Here is an 18266-nt window from a genome sequence, read left to right as displayed (position 1 = left end):
ACACGCCCCCGCGCCGGGCCGGTGGTCGCTTCGCTCACCCTGAGAACGATCGATCCATCGTGGACGGCGCTGCCCTTACCGGCGTAGAGCGAGCGTCGATCGGGTTGCGGCGAGGACGGAGGCCAGGCCGAGAGTGGCGAGGAGCAGGCTCATCTGTCCCCAGGGAATGCTGAGCTGGAAGTCGGGGATCTGGGTGGCCAGTGCCACGGTCGGGACGATGGCGATGAAGAGCCCGAGGAGAGTGGCGGTTCCCAGAAGCACGGCGTACTGCCAGAGGATGATGTGGCGGCCCCAGGATGGCGGGATGCCGAGCGCGATGAGGCTGTCGATGTAGGTCTTCAGTGCTCGGGTCTGGCCGCGGAGCGCGGTGAGGACGGTGGTGAGCGCAAGCAGGGCCAAGGCTGCGGCGGAGACGTAGAGCGCGGTATCCGGGACCGGTGGTTCTGGCTCGACGTAGATGTAGGCGGCGAGCGCGTCGATCGCGTGGTCCTGGAGGACCTGTTGCACGCGCTTGTCCTGGCCGTCGTCGATGTCGGCGACCATGGTCGGGCCCCGCACGGCGATGGGGAGGCCAAGGCGGCGCGCGGTGTCGACGAGAAGGATTCCGTCCGTGCCGGCGCGCCAGCCCGTGCGTGCGAGTTCCAGTGGTTTGGAGGGCAGGGGAGGGGTTTTCGTGAGGATGCGGTCGTCCTCAGCCACCACAAGCCGGGTCGGCTGTCCCTCGGGGGGCGGGGCATTGTCGCGGTCTGCCCAGACCAGGAGGCCGCCGCGGTTGAGCAGCGCACGCTGGTCGGCGGTAAGGGGGCGGCCGGTCAGGACGGGGACGTCGTCGGGTGAGTCGACGGCCAGGATGCCGCCGTTGTTGCCTTGGCGAGTTGTGCTGGGGACGGGGCCGGTTTCGTCCACGGACTCCTTCGAGAGGCGGTGGAGTTCCACCTGGGGAAGGCCTTCGAGAACTTGGCTCTCCTTGAGCACGGTAAGCATCCGCTCGGGTGGTGCGAAGGCGCTGCTGGCCCGGTGCGCCAGGAGTACCTGGCCGGGCATGACGTCCGGTTGCACGGTGTTCTCGCTGCTGCGGATCAGGGTGTCGAGAAGGGCGAGCATGCCCAGGCTGGCGCCGATGATCACGGTGAGGACGGCGAGGGCGGCCTGTGCCCGCCGTCGGTCGGCCTGCAGTTGACGGCGGGCCAGCCTGCGGCGGGCGTCACGCTCCGTGAGTAGACGGGTCGCGAGTCCGAAGAGCTCCGGCAACGTCAGCACCACTGCGGCCGTGATCAGGGCGGTCAGGAACATGCCCTCGGACGGAGTGTCGAGGCGTGTCGCCGTGTAGACCACGCAGACGCACCAGACGCCCAGCGCGGCCAGCCGGCGGACCTCGCGGACAACCCTCGCGGCACTCTTCTTGCGGAGGTTCTTCGCCCGCGGCTGGTGTGCCGGTGACGTGGTGGTGGGGTGAGGCTGCTCGCTGCGGGTCCGGCGGGCCAGGAGCAGCCCCGCGCCGGTCAGTACTCCGGTTGCCGCGACCAGAGCGAGGAGCTGCGTAGCAGCGTCTGTGATTCCTTCGACATCTCCCGCCGGCCGGTCTTGCAGGTACGCCAGGAGAGGTCGTAGGGCCCAGCCGGTGGCAACTCCGGCAGCGGCACCGGCGGTAGCTGCCGCCAGGCACCATGCCACGCAGGCGAAGCTCACGGCCGCTACCGTGGTGGCGGGTCGCAACCCCAAGGAGACCATGGTCTCCGTGGTGCGCCGCAGGCGTCGGTCGACGAGCCCGAACATCAGCAGCACGGCGCCGATGGGGACCAGAACGGCGGGGATGGCGTATCCGGCGGGGGACTTCTCGATCCAGTAATCGGCTGCTTTGGTCTCCATCTGTGCCCGAAGGGTCGGTGGGCCGGGCAGAAGCTCCGGTCCGCCCTCGGCCTCCTGTGAGCTGGAGCCATCGCTGTACGACGTGAGCGTCTTTGTCACCGCGTCCATGACGGCTTGTTCTGGGCCCCCGGTCCACAGCAGGTACGGCTGCGCGGCCAGGAAGGGGTAACCCTCAGCGACTTTCGGGTCCAGACTGCTCCACGTGCCCGGCGCGGCGAGCAGGGCCGAGGTGTTCGCGTAGTGGTTGTCCGCGACGCCCACCACGCGCAGCCGAACATCACCGAGCACGGTGAGCGTCTGACCGGCCGCGGCCTTGACGTCCCCTGGGTCGGTCACAACGATCTCGCCCGGCTGTTGCGGCCAGCGCCCGGCCGTCAACTCGTACACGTCTGGGTACGGGTTGGGCTTCCACTGCCCCTCCAGCAGGGTCACGTTCCGTGCCGGAGTGACGGCGAGCTGCACGTCGAGCGCGGTGAGGAAGGCGGCGGACTCGTTCGCACCGGCCTGCCGAGCCGCCCCCGCCATGGCCGGGGCCGGCGTCTTACTGCCGGGGGGAAGCGTCATCTCAGCGCTCGCGAGAGCGTCGAAGCGGCCCAAGTCGCGATCGGCCTCCTGAGCACCTGAGAGTGACAACGTCGACAACGCGATGAACATGGCCATCGTGAACAGACCCGCCACGAACACCGTTGAAGAGGCACCGATCCATTGGCCCCGGTGCCGGCCGAGCCGCCATGCCAGCCGTGCCGCGAGCCGTGGCTGCGGCAGGACCGAACTGCCCTTGTCGGGCTGCTTCGGCTGCCGCGCCATCAGCGGTGTTCCAGGCGGCCGTCGACGACCTCATAAACCGAGTCGGCGAACTCCCGGCAGCGGGTGTCATGGGAGCAGACCACTGCCAGCACCCCCTCGTCGCACAACTTCCGCAGCAGTGTGAACATCTCCCTCGTAGCGGCCGAATCCAGCGCTCCTGTCGGCTCGTCCGCCAGGAGCACGGCGCGGTCACCGGCCAGCGCGCGGGCGATACCCACCCGTTGTCGCTGGCCGCCGGACAGCTGACCGGGAAGTCGGTCCTCCAGCCCGGCCAGGCCCACGCGGGCCAATTGGGCGACAGCCTCTGCATGGGCAGCGGAGGACGTATCCCCGCGCGCCTCCAGCGGCAACGCGACGTTCTCGGCGGCGGTGAATTCCTCCACCAACTGGTGGTGCTGGAAGACCACTCCGACGGCAACCAACCGCAGCCGCGCGCGCTGGGCCTCATCCGCCGCGCTGACGTCGACACCGGCGACCTGGATGTCACCGGTATCGGCGACATCCAGGCCGGCCAGCAGGTTCAGCAGGGTCGACTTCCCGGAGCCGCTCGCCCCGTATACGCAGACGAACTCGCCCGCACTGGCAGCGAAGTTCACCTCCCGTGCGGCCCACACCGTTTCCACTGCCGATCGGTAGGCTTTACACAGGTCGCGCGTTTGTATCAGCGGTGCTCCGGTCATGTCGTCAGCCCTTCTGCTCTCTGAGCGGTTTAGCAGCCGTGCCTGGTTCGCCACGAGCTGACCTCGTCGCTGTTCAGCGGCGAGACGTTGTTGTCATTGGCTTCCGGAGCCATGCCCTGTCTGTCGCCGGTTCCGTTGAAGGCGCCGTACATGTAGCCGGCCTGGGTGCCCGACTCGTGGGCCCCAGCTCCGCAGGGAGGATTTGCCAGGGCCGTTGTAGAGGGCGAACAGGATGCCCTGGAGGCAGAGCGGGTCCGACACTTGCCGCGGCCCTGGTGACCGCTCCGGCCACGGAGGCAACAACGGCTCGATCAGCGCCCACAACCCGTCGTCCTCGATCGACGGTCGAGTACCCACAGCATCACGAACAGCCGAATCATCACCCCTGCCTCGCGCCCCGCCCCCGCGTAGCCGGTGTCTCCGGTGCCGAGGCTCGACCGAAGGCGGTTTCGGCCTCGTCGATACGACCCATCTCAGTCAGCAGTACCCCGAGATTGAATGTGGCCATGGGGTGTCCGGCGTCGGCGGCTTGGCGGTAGGCGGCTTCGGCGTCGTCCGTACGGCCCTCCCTGGCCAACAGATTGCCGAGGTTGAACGTGGCTTTGGAGTGTCCGGCGTCGGCGGCCTGGCGGCAGATGGCTTCGGCCTCACCCCGGCGGCCCGAAGCCGCCACCAGCACGCCGAAGTTGACCATCGCATCGGGATGTCCGGCCTCGACGGCCTGGCGGTAGGCGGCTTCGGCTTCGTCCGTGCGGCCGGTATCAGCCAACAGAATGCCCAGGTTGAACATGCCGTCGGTGTCGCCGGCTTCCGCCGCCCGGCGGTAGCAGAGCTCGGCGATGGCAGGCTCCACATCATGGGCGTGAAGCCCAAGGCGCGTCAGATCCTCGCTGTCTGTGGTGTGCAGGAGGGCGATGTGCCAGGTGGTGTCGGGGACGGGGACGGGGGTGTGGGTGTGGTCGGTGAGGTAGTCGAAGACGTTCCAGGTGTTGGGGTCCTGGGTGGGCACGAGCATGCTCGTGACGCCGTGGCGGCGCCGGGTCGCCCATGTCAGGGCGGCATCCAGCGGTTCGGGGCGCAGGAGAGGCCCGCCGGCGGCGGTGAGGTAGGGCCCGTGGGCGGACGTGAGGAGGTCGAGTGGGTAGGGGGGTCTCAGTCCGGTGCGGGCCAGGTCGACGGCTGCGGCGATGAGGGCGGCGGCGCGGGGGTGGCCTTCCGGGCGGGCGGCGCGGTGCCACTCCTGGAAAAGGGCGGGCCCGGCGGCGAGGTACTCCGCGATTCCGTAGGGCCCGTGGTGGGCCAGGGCGTCGGCGATCCGGTCGTCCTCCGTCTCACCGGCCCGTTCCAGTTCACCTGCGCTCCAGATCCGGTCGAGTTCCACGGGGTCCAGCTGTCGCAGTACGCGTGCTCCTGTGGTCGCGGTCCTGGAGTGCTCCGTACGCACCCCGGAGTCGGTCTCCGGGGCGGCGAAGATTTCGAACTGCTGGTGTCGCATCGTGGCCAGCACCGGGATGCGCAGACGGACGAGTTCGGCGAGCAGCCCGGGTTCCAGTCCGTCGGGGCTGAGGCAGGACTCCAGGTCGTCCAGCCACACGACGCACCGGGCCGCGGTGCGGCCGATCACCTCCACGGCGGTCAGCAGGTCCGGGCCTCCGGCCGGAGCCACCACCCGGTGTTCGGGAAGTTGCGCACGGAGCGCTTCGAAGCAGGCTCGCGTCTTGCCCGCGGTGGAGTCCCCGACCACCAGGACCAGTCCGCCCTCGTCCGCTGCCCGCGTGAGCCTGGTGCGAATGACCGCGTCGTGATCCCGGGGAACGTAAGGAGGAACGGCGTCGCCGGAGTCGTCGGGGCGTGATCGGTGAGTACCCGCCGCGAGCGCGTGCCAGCTGCCGACCACCGGCCACCGGAGAGGATCCTGCAGATACGCGGGGACACGCTTGCCCGCAGTGGTGAAGGTGACGGGGCCGGTGATGGTCCCGGCCATGACCACGTTCTCCTGCCGGCCGCCGAAGATCCTGTTACTCGCTCCCGGCACTTCCCCGCCGACGCCCACCCCGCACCCCCCAGTTCCGCACGCACACCCGGGCCCGGACCTCATACTCCACGATCCCGACCGGAGCAGCGGGCGAGAACGGACACTGCCCGAACTGGTTCGGCACCACCGGACCCAGCCCGCCCGCTGCCGGGCAGCACAGCAGAAGCCCGTGACCTGTAGATGGACAAGGTGGGCAGGGTGGCCCCTCACCCTTCGGTGAAGACCACTCCGGGCGTCCAGCAGCCCGTCCGCCAGGTTGCCGCCGACCGCGTCTACCGGATGGCGACCCGGTCCCCGGACGACGAGCTCGCGCCGGACGTCGTGTTGCCGTAGTACGTCCACCGCCATGTCCCCGCGCCGGTGGCCTTCACTGTGGTCTTGAGGGCTCCCGTCTTGCTCGACGTCGCCTTCTTGACCGTCTTGTACGAGGAGGAGCCCGCCGCCTTGAACTGGAGGCTCACCGAGCGGCCCCCGTACCCCTGATAGGTGTGGGTGTCCCAGTTCGCCCGGCTGACCTTTCCGGTCACGGTGAGCGTCTTCCCCTTCACGACCGGCTCCGGCGAGGCGTTGACGGTGACCCGGGTCGCCCGCTTCACCTGCAACGGGAGCTTCTCGTCGTCGATGTCCTCGGCGCCCTTGGGGAGATACAGCTGCGCGGCCGTCTTCCAGGCGCCGGCGTCCTCGTTCCCGAAGTCGTAGTGCCTCGGGTCGATGGTCAGCCACTCCTCGAAGTCGCAGATCCCTTTCGCCTTGTTCACGACCACGCAGTCGTTGACGAGGATGGAATTCCACAGCGTTTCGCTGGAGCCGAGCTTGCCCCGGTAGGGGAACACCGTCGGGTGGGACTTGTGCTTGAGTTTGGTCGTCATCCGGAAGGTCACGTACAGCTCGACCTCCTTCTTGACCCCGATCACGATCGGCTTCCCGCCGTTCACCGTGACCCGGGAGAAGGCGACCCCGCCCTCCGCCGCCCCGGCCGGTACCGCCGCCACCCCGGTGAACACGGCTGCGGCCGCACCGGCCACCACCGCTCTCCGCGTCGTTCTCTTCACGCTCTTCACGTCGATCCCGTCCTCTCCCCAGCCGCCCGGGGCCGCGCGCGCAGGCGCGCCTGCCCGAGGGTTTCCTCGCGGCTGACCAGGAGACCAGGGGCGGGGGTGCGCGGTTGTGCGCGGGGCGGCAACGATTTGATCACCAGGGCCCGGCCGCGCTCCCACTCGGTGCCGGGCCAGGGGGGGCGAACGGTGAGCTCAGAGGGATCGATAGATCTCGCGCCGATGGCCGACGGCGAGTACCCAGACGATGAGCTGACCGCCCTCCACGGTGTAGACGGCCCGGTAGTCACCTACTCGGAGACGCCATCGTGCCTCGTGGCCCTGGAGCGGCTTGACGTCGAACGCCGAGAGGTCTCCCGTGTCCAACGCTTTCTGGAGGTCTGCCAGGCGGCCGAGGACGCGTCGGGCCTCCGGCAGGGGAACCTTGAGAAGGTCACGCTGTGCGTGGGCCGTGAATCGTGTGACGTGGCCCATGGGTCAGTTAGCCGACCGGAGGAGTGCGGCCATCTCTTCGAGGGATACTGATCCATCGGTTCCCTCGGCCTCGGCCTCATCCGCGAGCCGGTTGAGCCACTCGTCCTCGTACCGCTCGGCGGCCTCGCGCAGGCGTCGGTATTCGTCGATGTCCACGAGGACCGCTTCACTCTTGCCTCGGCGGGTGATGATCGTGGGCGTCTCGTCACGGCGCGCGCGGTCGATGACGTCCGCTAGGTGCTTGCGTACCTCTGCCATGGATTCGGTCACGGGCTCACTCATGCACGCCAATGTAGCAGATGTGGCAGATGTACATGTGTTTCACCTGGTCGAGCGGAGAGTGGTTGGGGAGGTAGCTCTCTGCGGTACGGTGATCGTGACATCACGCTCCGTGCGCTCATGTTTTCGCAGCGCATAGGGCGGCCCCCGGGGGTGTATCAGCACTTACCCGAGGGCCTTCACCACCAGTGGATCAGGAGTCCACCCGCGATGCTTTCGCATGTTATCCCGCCCCCTCGGGGCTACACGAAGGCCCCCAACTGTCTGGTGCGCCACCCGCGTCTCGGCAGTGACGCCAAGGTTCTGGTCCTCTACGTCCAGGGGCTGCCCGAAGAGCAGCGCGACAAGGCTCTGGGCGAGCACGCCCGCGCTCTCCGTATGACCGGTCGCGCCTATCAGAAGGCCAAGTCCGACCTCGTGACACACGGGTACGTGCATGAGAAGCGGGAGAGCCTCGACGGAGGGCGCTGGCGCACCGTCCAGGTGTTCAGCAACGAGCCGCTGACGGCTGATCAGGCTGCTCGTCTCCGCGCCGGTGTTCCCGCCGACGGGTACGGGAACGTGGGCGCTTCCGCCGCCCCGGACGTGTCGCCCGCTCCGAGTACGCACTCTCCGACGGTCGGCGAGCCGACCGGTCGGACGGCCGGTGGTCCATTACCCGCAGGCGAAGAACAGGGCGAAGACTCTTCCCACCCACCCACCGAAGCGGTCGTGGAGGCGGAAAGCGGGTCGCAGGAGCAAGGCGACGAGCAGCAGGACCCGGACCCCTGTCCGGACCCGGACCCGGGCCCGGACCCGGGCCCTGGCCCTGCTGAAGTCCTCCTCGCCGAGCGCGTGTTGCTCTCGCTGCGGCACCAGACGCGCGAGCTCTCGCTCGGCGTACGCGAGGCCCGCAAGCTCGGCGCGCTCGCCGCCGAGTGGCTGCGGCGGGGCGTCAGCGCCGGCGACCTGCGGCTGGCGCTGTGCAGCGCGCTGCCGGAGGGCGGGGTGCGTTCGGCCTTCGGGTTCCTGGCGCACCGGCTGGTGGAGAAGCTGCCCCCGCACCCGGAGGTGACGGCGGAGCCCTCGCCCCCGGCGTCACCACTGCCCCCACCGCCACCGCCACCGCCCCTGATCGCCTGCGACGGGCCCGGCGAGGAGCACATGTTCCGGCCGCACGCGTCATGGGTCACGACGTGCGGGCCCTGCCACCGCGAGCGGCAACGCGCCCACTGGGCGGACGCGTTGGCCCGTGCCGAGGCCGACCCCGAACCTCCGAGGCCGCCCTGGCGGGAGCTCGTCGCCGCCGAGGCCCGGGAGGGCGGGGGCGTTGAGGGGCCTCCCGGTTACGGGACCCGGGCCACGGCCACGTAGATACCGCTGAACTCCTGGGTGGGCGCGGGCGTGCCGTTGAACCACTCCGGGGCCTTCACCAGGCCGGGGGCGACGATCTCCAGGCCCTCGAAGAACCGCGAGAACTCCTCGCGGCTCCGCAGGGCCAGCTGGATGCCGCCCTTCTTGTACTCGTCCTCGCTCTGCTTCCCGAGCTGCTCGTTCGCGTCGGACGCGCCTTGGGACAGCACGACGTAACTGCCGGGTGCCAGGGCGCTCGTGAACGTACGGACGATGCCGAGCGGGTCCTCGGCGTCGGGGAGGAGGTGGAGCAGGCCGAGGAGTGACAGGGCTATCGGGCGGTCGAAGTCCAGGGTCTCGCGGGCCGCGTCGAGGATGATCGCGGGCTCGCGGACGTCGGCGTGGACGTAGTCCGTCACGCCCTCCGGACGGCTGACCAGCAGCGCTTCCGCGTGGCGCAGAACGATGGGGTCGTTGTCGCAGTAGACGACCCGGGCGGAGGGGCGGATCTCCTGGGCCGTCTGGTGCAGGTTCGGCTCGGTGGGGATGCCCGTCCCGATGTCCAGGAACTGCGTCACGCCCTCGCCCGCCAGCCAGGCGGTCGCGCGGTTCATGAAGGAGCGCTGCTGCCGGGCGCCGACCTTCGCCTCGACGGGCAGGAGCTCGGCCACCTGCTGGTCCACAGGATAGTTGTCCTTGCCGCCGAGCAGCGCGTCGTAGACCCGGGCCGAGTGCGGCTTGCTGGTGTCGATCGGGGGGTGGGGCGTCGCTGCTGTCATGCCGGACTCCTGATACACGTGGTGTGGACCAATCGGTCGATGCAGTCTGCCACAGCAATACCGGCCCACCGGAAGGGTGTTCGGGTCTCGGTGCGCCCCCCGCGCCCGCCCTGCTGTTACGCCCGGCCGCAGGCGGGTCCGTCCCCGCCGGGCTTCCGCGTTGACCTCGTACGCCGTGCGCGCCGAAGATCGCTGGTGTGAACCCGCCTGCTGACGTGCCCCAGCCTCCGAACTCGTCTCCCTCGCCTCCTCCGTCTCCCTGGTCACCGCCGTCGTCCTCCGCCGAACCGCCCCGCCCGCCCGGCGCCACCTGGCAGGGCTGGGACCGGCCCCCGGAGTGGAGCCGCCCGCCGACCGGGCCGGTGCGTGCGCCCTCGGGCTCCCGCTACGACGAGCAGGGGCGCAACGGGCGGGGCGGACGGTTCGGCTGGCTGGGCGAACTGCTGGTCGCCCTCGTGCTGGTCGTGCTCGGCATGGTGGCGGTCGGCGTGGTCGGCGCGATCCTCGCGGACGTGCTGGACGCGGGGCCCGCCTCGGCGGACAGCGAACTCTTCTTCGACGACCCGGTCGCCGAACTGGCCATCTCGCTCGTCGGCATCGCGGTCGGCATACCCATCGTCCTGTGGGTCGCCCGCCTCCTCGGTCGGCGGCCCGCCGGGACCGTGTCCTCCGTCGTCGGGCGGCTGCGCTGGGGCTGGCTCGGACGCTGCGCCGCCGTGGGCTTCCCGCTCATGGCCGTCCAGATCGGGCTGCTGATCGCCTGGACCTGGGACGCGGAACCGCTCACGGAGTCCGGTACGGGCTTCCCGGGCTGGCCCTACTTTCTGCTGAGCCTGGCCGTGGTGCTGGCGCTCGTCCCGTTCCAGGCCGCCGCCGAGGAGTACGTCTTCCGGGGCTGGCTGGTCCAGGTGATCGGCCGGGTCGTGCGCTCACCCTGGCCCGCGATCGTGCTGGCGTCCCTCCTGTTCGCCCTGGCCCACGGGTTCGGTGAACTCTCCGGCTTCCTCCTGCTGCTCTACTCGGCGCTGTGGTGGGGCTGGCTGGTGATCCGTACCGGCGGGCTCGAAGCGGTGATCGTCCTGCACGTCGCCAACAACGTGCTGGCCTTCGGCCTGGCGGCGGGCTTCGGGGAACTCGACGACACCAGCACTGCCGCCGACGCCCCCTGGCAGGCCCTGGTCCTGGAGCTCGTCTTCGCCCCGCTGTACTGCCTGACCATGGCGAAGATCGCCGAGCGACGTGGCATCGAGCGGGTCAGCCCCTGACGCCCGTCCTTCTCGCGCCCTACCTCCTCTGGTCGCGCTCCTCTGGTCGCGCTCCCCAGGTCGCGCTCCTAAGGTCGCGCTCCTCAGGTCGCGTTAAGCGCCACCGTCGGGTGCAGGCGCGAGGCGCGGATCGCCGGGTAGAGGCCCGCGACCACGCCGATCACCAGGGTCGCGGCCAGGCCGCCCGCCAGGGACCAGGGCGGGACCACCGCCGTCCACCCCTGCGCCCGCGCGAACCCGTACGTGGCCGCCGAACCCAGCAACGCGCCCGCGACGCCGCCCAGCGAGGACAGGAGCAGCGACTCGGTCAGGAACTGGAGCCGGATCGCGTTGCGCGTCGCCCCCAGCGCGCGGCGCAGGCCGATCTCCTGGCGGCGCTCCAGCACGGAGATGACCATCGTGTTGGCGACGCCCACCCCGCCGACCAGGAGGGCCACCGCGCCGAGCCCGAGCATCAGGGCCGTCAGCCCCTTGTCGGCGGCGGCGCGGGCGGCCAGCGCGTCCGAGGGGCGCGAGACCCGGACGCCGGCCTCGTTGCCGGGGCTGACCGTGCGGGCCAGCACCGCCCGTACGTCCTCGACCGAGGCGTCCGTGGAGCGCTCGAAGATCGTGGTGGGGTGGCCGTCGAAGCCGAAGTAGCGTGCCGCGGCGGGGAACCCGATCAGGGCCACCCGGTCCAGGGTCGGGGCCAGCTCGACGGGTTCGAGGATCCCGACGACGGCCACCTGGACGTCGTTCAGCATGATCGTCTCGCCGGGGCGGGTGATGCCGAGGCGGTCCGCCGCCACCGCGCCCAGGACGGCGGTGGGCAGGCGCTCGCCGGCCCGGGTCAGCCAGGTGCCCCGGGCCACCTCGCCGCCGAGCGTGGAGAGCAGGTCGGTCCGGGCCGCCTGCGTGGTGACCCCGGCCGTGCGCTCCTCGGGCACGACGTCGCTCCGCCGGATGCGGGCATCGACCTCGGCGGTGGCCGTGGCGTGTCGCACCGGGCCGATCCGTTCGACCATCGCCACCGCGTTCTTCGGCAGTTCGACCGTGCCCCCGAGGGGGTCCTCGGCCGCCTCGGCGGTGAGGAGGTTGGTGCCGAGCCGGTCGAGCCGGGACATCAGGTCCGCCCGGCTCGACTCGGACAGGCCGACGACCGCGACCATCGTCGCGATGCCGATGGCGATCCCGAGCGCCGAGAGCACCACCCGGGCCCGGCGCGCCCGCAGCCCGACCGCGCCGACGCGCAGGACGTCCCGGGGGGAGAGGCGGGCGGGCCTGAGGCCATGGGTACGGGTCATGCGCCGGCCTCCGTACGGGGGGTGGGTGCGGTGGGGCGTGCACCCGGCGTACGGGGGGTGAAGTGGCCGGCCGGTCCGCGTGAGGTGGAGTGGCCTGCCGACGTACGTGCGGGGGAGCGTTCGTCCGCCACGATCTCGCCGTCCCTGAAACGGACCCGGCGCGGGAGCGAGGCCGCGATCCCGTGATCGTGGGTGATCACGCAGACCGTGGTGCCGGACGCGTTCAGCTCGTGCAGCAGCTCCATGACGATCTCGCCGGACGCGCTGTCCAGGGCCCCGGTGGGCTCGTCCGCCAGCAGGAGCCTGGGTTCTCCCACCAGGGCGCGGGCGATGGCCACGCGCTGCTTCTCGCCGCCGGACAGCTCGTTCGGGGTGTGCGAGGTCCGGTGGTCCAGGCGTACGCGGGCCAGCGCCTCGCGGGCCCGGTCGCGCCGCTCCCGGGAGGGGAGGCCGGTGTACAGCAGCCCGTCGGCGACGTTGTCCACCGCGTCGCGCCCGGCCGCCAGGTGGAAGTGCTGGAACACGAAGCCGATGTGGCGGGCGCGCAGGGCGGAGAGGCGGGCGTCGGAGAGCGCGGACACGTCGTATCCGGCGACCCGGACCGTACCCGTGGTGGGCCGGTCCAGGGTGCCCATGACGTTGAGCATCGTGGACTTGCCGGAGCCGGACGGGCCGACCACCGCGAGGAGTTCGCCCTCGTGGACCGTGAGGTTCACGGCGCGCAGGGCGTGGACGCCGCCGGGGTAGGACTTCGAGGCGTTCCGGAGTTCGACGACGGGGAGGGCGGGGGCGAGGGGGACGGGACGGGCAGGGGAGGCCAGGCCGTTCTCGGGGGTTCGGGAGGGCGGCGGGGTCATGGTTTCGCCACCCCCACCTTCATGCCCTCGCGCAGCTCCGCGCCGCTGACCTCGATCCGCCCGTCGGCCGTCATGCCCGTCTCCACCCGGACCATCGACGAGGTCGCGCCCCGGACGATCTGGAGCCCGTACCCCCCGTTCTCGCCGCGCAGCGCCACCACCGCCTCGACCGGCACCGCGAGGACCCCCTCGCGGGCCTCGCTGACGAACGTCACGCTCGCCGCCGCCTCGGCGTCCTCGCCGGCGGCCGCGCCGGGGCCACCGTCGAGGACGACCTCGACGGTGATGCCCTCCGGGGGCTCGTCCTCCGTACCGCCCTCCTCCGGGCGCACCGTCCCGGCGACCTTCCCGGGCACGGTCTTCCCGCTGGGCAGGGCCACCTCCACCTTCGTACCGCGCGCGGTGAGCGAGCCGTCGGCCTGGTCCAGGAGGGCCCGGACGACCGGCTCGGTGGAGGCGATCGTCAGGACGGGCCCGCCCGGGGCGACCTGGTCGGCGAGGGCCGCGTCGGCGGAGACCACCTTGACCCGGTCGGGCTGGAAGACGACGTCGCCCCGGCCGACCCTCCCGGTGGGCTCGCGGTTGAGGTGCTTCTGCCACCGTTTGACGGCGGCCTCGGTGTCCTTGCCGTACTCCGTGTCGACGTACAGCCCGGCCCCGTAACCCAAGTCCCTCAAGTTGCGCTCCAGTTGAAGGACATCGCTGCCCCGGTCGCCCGCCTTCATCCCGCGGAACGCCGGGACCGGCCCGTAGAGGAGCGTGACCGGTTTGTCGTTCAGCTCGTACAGGGCCTGCCCCCGCGTCACGGTCTCTCCCTCGACGGCCGCCACCGTGACCGTGCCCTCCACGGCGGCCTTGACGGCGCGGCGCTGGGCGAAGTCGATCCTGCCGTCGACGGTCCGGGAGAGGACGAGGTCGGTGCGGACGACGGCGGCCGTGGCGGGCGGGAGGCCGTCGCCGCCACCGCCCGGGGCGCCCGCCCCGTCGCCGGTACCGAGGAACAGGACGCCCCCGGCGACGGCGGCGGTCACCGCGCCCAGCGCGAGGAGAGCGGTGGTGGAACGCTTCACTGCATGCCGTCCAGACCGTCGAGCAGCTTCGACTCGCACGCCGCCCGGGCCTCCTTGTACGCGGGCGACTCGGGGTCGTAGACCGGGGAGGCCGGGTTCGGGTCGCCGCCGGGCACCGCGTTGCCGCCGGACATCACCGGGTTGGTGAACCGGCTGATGCCGTTGTCCCGCATGCACTGGGCGTGCGCGAGCATCGACTCGTAGGACTTCTGCTGGTCGCGCTTGGGCTCGACCGCCATGGACGCCTGGAGCTCGTCCAGGCAGACGTGGTTCTTCCCGGCCTTGATGCCCTCGTTGCGGCCGGGCCGGGAGCCGATCTCGTTGATCTTCTCCCAGTCCAGGTAGCCGCTGAGCTTGGGGTCGGGGAAGTCCTTGTAGCCGCCCTTGGCGCGCATGCACTGGACGAACGCGACCTGGGCGTCGTAGTAGGCGCTCTTGCCGGCGTTCTTCGCGCCCGAAGTGCCCGAAGTGCCCGAAGTGCTCGGGGTGCCCGGGGTGCCCGGGCTGCTCGCGGCCTTGGACGGCTCGCTCTTCGGGGACGGTACGTCGGCGACGGCGTCGTGGCTCCTGGTTCCGGAGGTCCCGTCGTCGCCGCAGGCGACCGTGAGGGCGAGGACGGGCAGGGCCACGAAGGCGGCCAGGCGGAGCCCGGCGGTGGGGGTGGGGAAGCTCATGGGCCTCACGCTGGCCGCCGAGGATGATGGCCCGTCCATGGCCAGATGATGGGAACGTAACAATGCCTCCGACCTGCGCATCCGTCCTCGGGGGAGGAAGCGGAGGCGGCCGGGGCGTGCGCATAATCGGCCCCATGCCGCATGTGCTGCTCATCGAGGACGACGCGTCCGTACGGGACGGGATGGAGCTCGTGCTGCGCCGGCACGGGTACGGCGTGGAGACCGCCGCCACCGGCGAACAGGCCCTCGCGCTGCTCGCCGGGGAGCGGGGGGCGCGGGTCGAACTGGCCGTGCTGGACCTGATGCTGCCCGGCATGGACGGCTTCGAGGTGTGCCGCCGCATCCGGGCCCGTACGGCGACGCTGCCCGTCATCATGCTGACCGCGCGCGGCGACGACCGGGACATCGTGACCGGGCTGGAGGCGGGGGCCGACGACTACGTGGTCAAGCCGGTCACCGCGCCCGTCCTGGAGGCCCGCATCCGGGCCGCCCTGCGCCGCGCGGAACCGTATCCCCGGCAGGGGCCCGCCGGGCGGGCCCCCGAAGCCGACCGCACCGATCACGCCGGCCTGGTGATCGACCGGGCCGGGCTGACCGTCACCAAGCGCGGGGCGGCCGTTCCCCTCCCGCCCACCGAGCTGCGGGTCCTGCTGGAGCTGTCGGCCTCGCCCGGCCGGGTCCTCACCCGGGAGCAGCTCCTCGCCTCGGTGTGGGACCACACCTTCCTGGGCGACTCCCGGCTGGTGGACGCGGCGGTGGGCCGGCTGCGGGCCAAGATCGAGGACGTGCCGGCCAGGCCCCGGTACGTACAGACCGTGCGGGGCTTCGGCTACCGCTTCGGGCCGCTGTGAGACGGCCCGCCCGCAGGGGCTCCGCCCGGCCCGTCCCCCGGGGGCCCTCCCATCAGGGGCCCCGGACGGGAGGGCCCCCGGGCCCCCGGCGCTCGTTCCGGCGCGCCGTCGGGCACGGCTCACGGCGGTTCGTCGGCGGGCTGCGGGTCAGGCTCGTCGTCACCTTCGTCCTCGTCGCCCTCGTCAGCGCGGTGACCGCGACCGCCCTCGCCTACCGGGACGCCCGCACCGCCGTCCTCCAGCGCACCCAGAACACCGCCGTGAACGACGTCCGGGAGCGGGTCGCCTCCGTCGCCGCGGGCTTCGATCTGCCGCCCGACCAGCGGGCGTTGGCCCGGTTCGCGGCGAAGGTCTCCGAGGGCCTGGGCGCGCGCATCGTGGTCGCCCGCCACCAGGACCTGTCCGCCGTCTCCGGCGCGTACGCCGACACGGAGGGCCGGATCACCACCGAGCTGCGGGCCGCTGTCCGCTCGGGTGACGGGGCCCGGTTCCAGCGGGTCCAGTGGCGGGGCGATCCGTATCTGGTCGTCGGCACGCCCGTGACGTACGCCGACGGGGACCGGCGCACGTCGGGCCTGGAGGTCTTCGTGATCACCGACCTGCGGGCCGAGCGCGACGACACCGCCGCCCTGCTGGACTCCGTACGGACGGGGACCGTGCCGGTGGTGGTGCTGGCCGCGCTGCTGGCGCTGCTGGCCGCCGGGACGGTCCTGCGGCCGGTACGGAAGCTGGGGCGGGCCACCCGTGAGCTGGCCGCCGGGGACCTCGGCAGCCGGGTCGCGGTCCGTGGCCACGACGAACTGGCCGGCCTGGCAAGGACGTTCAACGAGACGGCCGACGCACTCCAGGCGTCCGACGCGGAGTTGCGGGCGCAGGAGGCGAAGGCGCGGCGGTTCGTGGCGGACGTGTCGCACGAACTGCGCACGCCCCTGGCGGCGATGACGATGGTGGCGACGGTCCTGGAGGAGGACGCCGACCAGCTGCCGCCGGACGCCGCCCACGCCGCCCGTACCGTCGGCGCGGAGACCGCCCGGCTGTCCCGGCTCGTCGAGGACCTGATGGAGATCTCCCGCTTCGACGCCGGGGCGGCCCGCCTCAACGCGGCCCCGACGGACCTCGCCGACACCGTACGGGCGTCGCTGGCGCTGCGCGGGTGGACGGACCGGGTGGCCGTCGAACTCCGCGAGGACGTAAGGGCCGTGGTCGACCGGCGGCGGATCGACGTGATCGTGGCGAACCTGGTGGGCAACGCGCTGCGGCACGGGGCGCCGCCGGTCACGGTCACCCTGGCCGCGCCCGGCGGCGACCGGGTGACGCTGGAGGTCGCCGACCACGGCCCGGGGCTGCCGCCGGAGGCCCGGGAGCGGGTCTTCGACCGGTTCTACAAGGCGGACGCGGCGCGCACGCGCCGCACGATCGAGGACGGCGGCCGGGGTGGCGGCCCCGGGGCGGGCGAAGTTCTCGGGCAGGGCGAACTCTTCGGGCAGGGCAGCGGCCTCGGCATGGCCATCGCGCTGGAGAACGCGCGGCTGCACGGCGGAACCATCGAGGTCGGCCAAGGGCCGGAGGGCGGCGCGGTGTTCACGCTGCGGCTGCCCTTGCGGCACGTGGGGGAGGGGGACGAGTGAGGCGCTTGCGGGGGGTCGTCCCCTCGGTGCGGGGGGTCGTCCTCGCCGTGCTGGGGGCCGTGCTCGTCGGGTGCGGGGTCCAGCCGACCGGGGTGATAGAGGCGGGCGAGCCCGCGACCGGGCTGACGCGCGGGATGCGGCTGTACTACGCCTCCGACACCGGGCTGCGGGCCGTGCCCGTGCTGGACCGGGACATCAGCAGCCTCGACGCGGTGATGAAGCTGCTCGCCCAGGGGCCGACGGCCGCCGAGCGGCGCGAGGGGCTGACCACCCTGCTCCACGCCCCCAGCGGCTACACCGTGACCGGGGACGGGCCCCGCGTCACCGTGGATCTGGAGGACTCGTACTGGGCGGAGGCGCGGGCACAGGTGACGGGGCAGCTGGTCTGCACGATCGCCAGCTTCCAGTCCGTGCGCGAGGCGGAGGTCCGGGCCGACGACGTGGAGGTGACGATCCGCCCGAGGGAGGGGCCGGTGCTGGGGCCGCTGCGGTGCGCGGGGTATCTGGGCGGCTGAGGGGCGCGGCGGGCGGGCCCCGCCGTGAGGGCGGGGCCCGCTGCCCGGCCGTGGGGCGGGGCGCGGCGGGGTGCTAGGCCGTGGGGGCAGGGCCTGCTGCCCGGCCGGGGGAGGAGTGGCAGACCCGTCAGAACCGTACGGTCACCTGCGTCTGGACGTGGGCCCGCAGCACGCCCGCCATGTCCGTCGCGCAGTCGCTGATCAGCCACTGGATCTGGAGGCCGTCCATCAGCGCGATGAGCTGCTGCGCGGCGGCCGACGGGTCGACGTCCTCCCGGAGTTCGCCCGCCTCCCGGGCCTGGCGGTAGGCCAGCTCGGTGTTGGCGAGCGAGGTGCGGTAGCGGGCCTCGAAGTACGCGTGCGCCGGGTGGTCGGGGGAGGTGGCCTCCGCCGCGACCACCGAGAACAGCTCGACGATCCCGCGCCGCTTCGCGTTCAGCTCCGCGAGGTCGGTCAGCCGGCGCAGATGGTCGACGCCCCGGGTCACGCCCAGGGCCAGCCACGCGTCGTCCACGTCGTCGCGATGCTGGAGCACGGCGAGGAGCAGGGCCTCCTTCGTCGGGAAGTGGTGGAGGAGGCCCGGGTGGGATATGCCGCAGCGGGTGGCGATCACCCGGAGCGACGCGCCCCGGTAGCCGGCCTCGCCGAACAGGGCCATCGCCTGGTCGAGGATCTCGGTCCGCTTGGCCCGGCCCTTGGCGTAGCCGCGCGGAGTCCCGGAGGTCACGCGCGATCACCCGCCGAACCCGCCAGGCCGGCCGGGCCTGGGGAACCCGCCGAACCCGCCAGGCCCGAGGTACCGCCCGAACCCGC

At 72.0% G+C, this 18266-nt stretch carries 17 protein-coding genes and 1 pseudogene; 5 read left to right on the top strand and 13 right to left on the bottom strand.

Annotated elements, in window-relative coordinates; all coding sequences use genetic code 11:
- Positions 1–75: 75 nt before the first annotated feature.
- From AB0F29_RS24540 to AB0F29_RS24510, 7 genes and pseudogenes are all read right to left on the bottom strand, one after another.
- Positions 76–2676, bottom strand: a complete 2601-nt coding sequence (locus AB0F29_RS24540) for a hypothetical protein (RefSeq protein ID WP_361875599.1) — start codon at positions 2674–2676, stop codon at positions 76–78.
- Positions 2676–3356: an ABC transporter ATP-binding protein gene (locus AB0F29_RS24535; protein ID WP_361875596.1), complete on the bottom strand. Its 681-nt coding sequence runs from the start codon at positions 3354–3356 to the stop codon at positions 2676–2678. The genes AB0F29_RS24540 and AB0F29_RS24535 overlap by 1 nt, the downstream gene beginning before the upstream one ends.
- Before the next feature lie 225 nt (positions 3357–3581).
- A pseudogene (locus AB0F29_RS24530) lies at positions 3582–3695 on the bottom strand (IS5/IS1182 family transposase); the annotation flags it as partial.
- A gap of 40 nt (positions 3696–3735) precedes the next feature.
- On the bottom strand, positions 3736–5340 hold the full coding sequence (locus AB0F29_RS24525) for a tetratricopeptide repeat protein (RefSeq protein WP_361875593.1): 1605 nt from the start codon (positions 5338–5340) through the stop codon (positions 3736–3738).
- A gap of 323 nt (positions 5341–5663) precedes the next feature.
- The gene (locus AB0F29_RS24520; RefSeq protein ID WP_361875590.1) at positions 5664–6452 is read right to left on the bottom strand and encodes a hypothetical protein; all 789 of its coding nucleotides are present in this window, start codon (positions 6450–6452) and stop codon (positions 5664–5666) included.
- 189 nt (positions 6453–6641) lie between these two features.
- Complete coding sequence (locus AB0F29_RS24515; protein ID WP_361875587.1) at positions 6642–6920, bottom strand: type II toxin-antitoxin system RelE/ParE family toxin; 279 nt, start codon at positions 6918–6920, stop codon at positions 6642–6644.
- A gap of 3 nt (positions 6921–6923) precedes the next feature.
- Positions 6924–7202: a type II toxin-antitoxin system Phd/YefM family antitoxin gene (locus tag AB0F29_RS24510; protein ID WP_192815852.1), complete on the bottom strand. Its 279-nt coding sequence runs from the start codon at positions 7200–7202 to the stop codon at positions 6924–6926.
- Between the two features lie 207 nt (positions 7203–7409).
- On the opposite strand from AB0F29_RS24510, the gene AB0F29_RS24505 reads away from it, so the two are divergent.
- A complete protein-coding gene (locus AB0F29_RS24505) occupies positions 7410–8552 on the top strand; it encodes a hypothetical protein (protein ID WP_361875583.1) in 1143 nt (380 codons plus the stop codon).
- Here AB0F29_RS24505 and AB0F29_RS24500 read toward each other — a convergent pair.
- On the bottom strand, positions 8525–9310 hold the full coding sequence (locus tag AB0F29_RS24500) for an SAM-dependent methyltransferase (protein WP_361875580.1): 786 nt from the start codon (positions 9308–9310) through the stop codon (positions 8525–8527). The two genes, AB0F29_RS24505 and AB0F29_RS24500, sit on opposite strands and share 28 nt — an antisense overlap.
- A 362-nt stretch (positions 9311–9672) precedes the next feature.
- Between AB0F29_RS24500 and AB0F29_RS24495 the strand changes: the two genes are divergently transcribed.
- A complete protein-coding gene (locus AB0F29_RS24495; RefSeq protein WP_361875577.1) occupies positions 9673–10575 on the top strand; it encodes a type II CAAX endopeptidase family protein in 903 nt (300 codons plus the stop codon).
- 83 nt (positions 10576–10658) lie between these two features.
- Here AB0F29_RS24495 and AB0F29_RS24490 read toward each other — a convergent pair whose 3' ends face one another.
- The 4 genes from AB0F29_RS24490 to AB0F29_RS24475 are packed head-to-tail and all read right to left on the bottom strand — an operon-like array spanning position 10659 to position 14459.
- Positions 10659–11858: an ABC transporter permease gene (locus AB0F29_RS24490; protein WP_361875574.1), complete on the bottom strand. Its 1200-nt coding sequence runs from the start codon at positions 11856–11858 to the stop codon at positions 10659–10661.
- Positions 11855–12715, bottom strand: coding sequence for an ABC transporter ATP-binding protein (locus AB0F29_RS24485; RefSeq protein WP_361875571.1), 861 nt, complete (start codon positions 12713–12715; stop codon positions 11855–11857). Before AB0F29_RS24485 ends, AB0F29_RS24490 begins: the two co-directional genes overlap by 4 nt.
- A complete protein-coding gene (locus AB0F29_RS24480) occupies positions 12712–13785 on the bottom strand; it encodes a peptidoglycan-binding domain-containing protein (RefSeq protein WP_361875568.1) in 1074 nt (357 codons plus the stop codon). Before AB0F29_RS24480 ends, AB0F29_RS24485 begins: the two co-directional genes overlap by 4 nt.
- Positions 13782–14459: a hypothetical protein gene (locus tag AB0F29_RS24475; RefSeq protein WP_361875565.1), complete on the bottom strand. Its 678-nt coding sequence runs from the start codon at positions 14457–14459 to the stop codon at positions 13782–13784. Before AB0F29_RS24475 ends, AB0F29_RS24480 begins: the two co-directional genes overlap by 4 nt.
- 134 nt (positions 14460–14593) lie before the next feature.
- On the opposite strand from AB0F29_RS24475, the gene AB0F29_RS24470 reads away from it, so the two are divergent.
- The 3 genes from AB0F29_RS24470 (at position 14594) to AB0F29_RS24460 (ending at position 17453) form a co-directional block, all read left to right on the top strand.
- Complete coding sequence (locus AB0F29_RS24470) at positions 14594–15310, top strand: response regulator transcription factor (protein WP_361875562.1); 717 nt, start codon at positions 14594–14596, stop codon at positions 15308–15310.
- 140 nt (positions 15311–15450) lie between these two features.
- On the top strand, positions 15451–16938 hold the full coding sequence (locus AB0F29_RS24465; RefSeq protein WP_361875791.1) for a HAMP domain-containing sensor histidine kinase: 1488 nt from the start codon (positions 15451–15453) through the stop codon (positions 16936–16938).
- A complete protein-coding gene (locus tag AB0F29_RS24460) occupies positions 16935–17453 on the top strand; it encodes a GerMN domain-containing protein (protein WP_361875559.1) in 519 nt (172 codons plus the stop codon). Before AB0F29_RS24465 ends, AB0F29_RS24460 begins: the two co-directional genes overlap by 4 nt.
- A 127-nt stretch (positions 17454–17580) precedes the next feature.
- On the opposite strand, the gene AB0F29_RS24455 is transcribed toward AB0F29_RS24460, so the two are convergent.
- Complete coding sequence (locus tag AB0F29_RS24455; RefSeq protein WP_018958676.1) at positions 17581–18180, bottom strand: TetR/AcrR family transcriptional regulator; 600 nt, start codon at positions 18178–18180, stop codon at positions 17581–17583.
- Positions 18181–18266 lie beyond the last annotated feature (86 nt).

The organism is Streptomyces sp. NPDC026589 (genome assembly GCF_040638385.1).
Taxonomy (GTDB): Bacteria; Actinomycetota; Actinomycetes; order Streptomycetales; family Streptomycetaceae; genus Streptomyces.
This window is presented reverse-complemented; position numbering and strand designations above follow the sequence as displayed.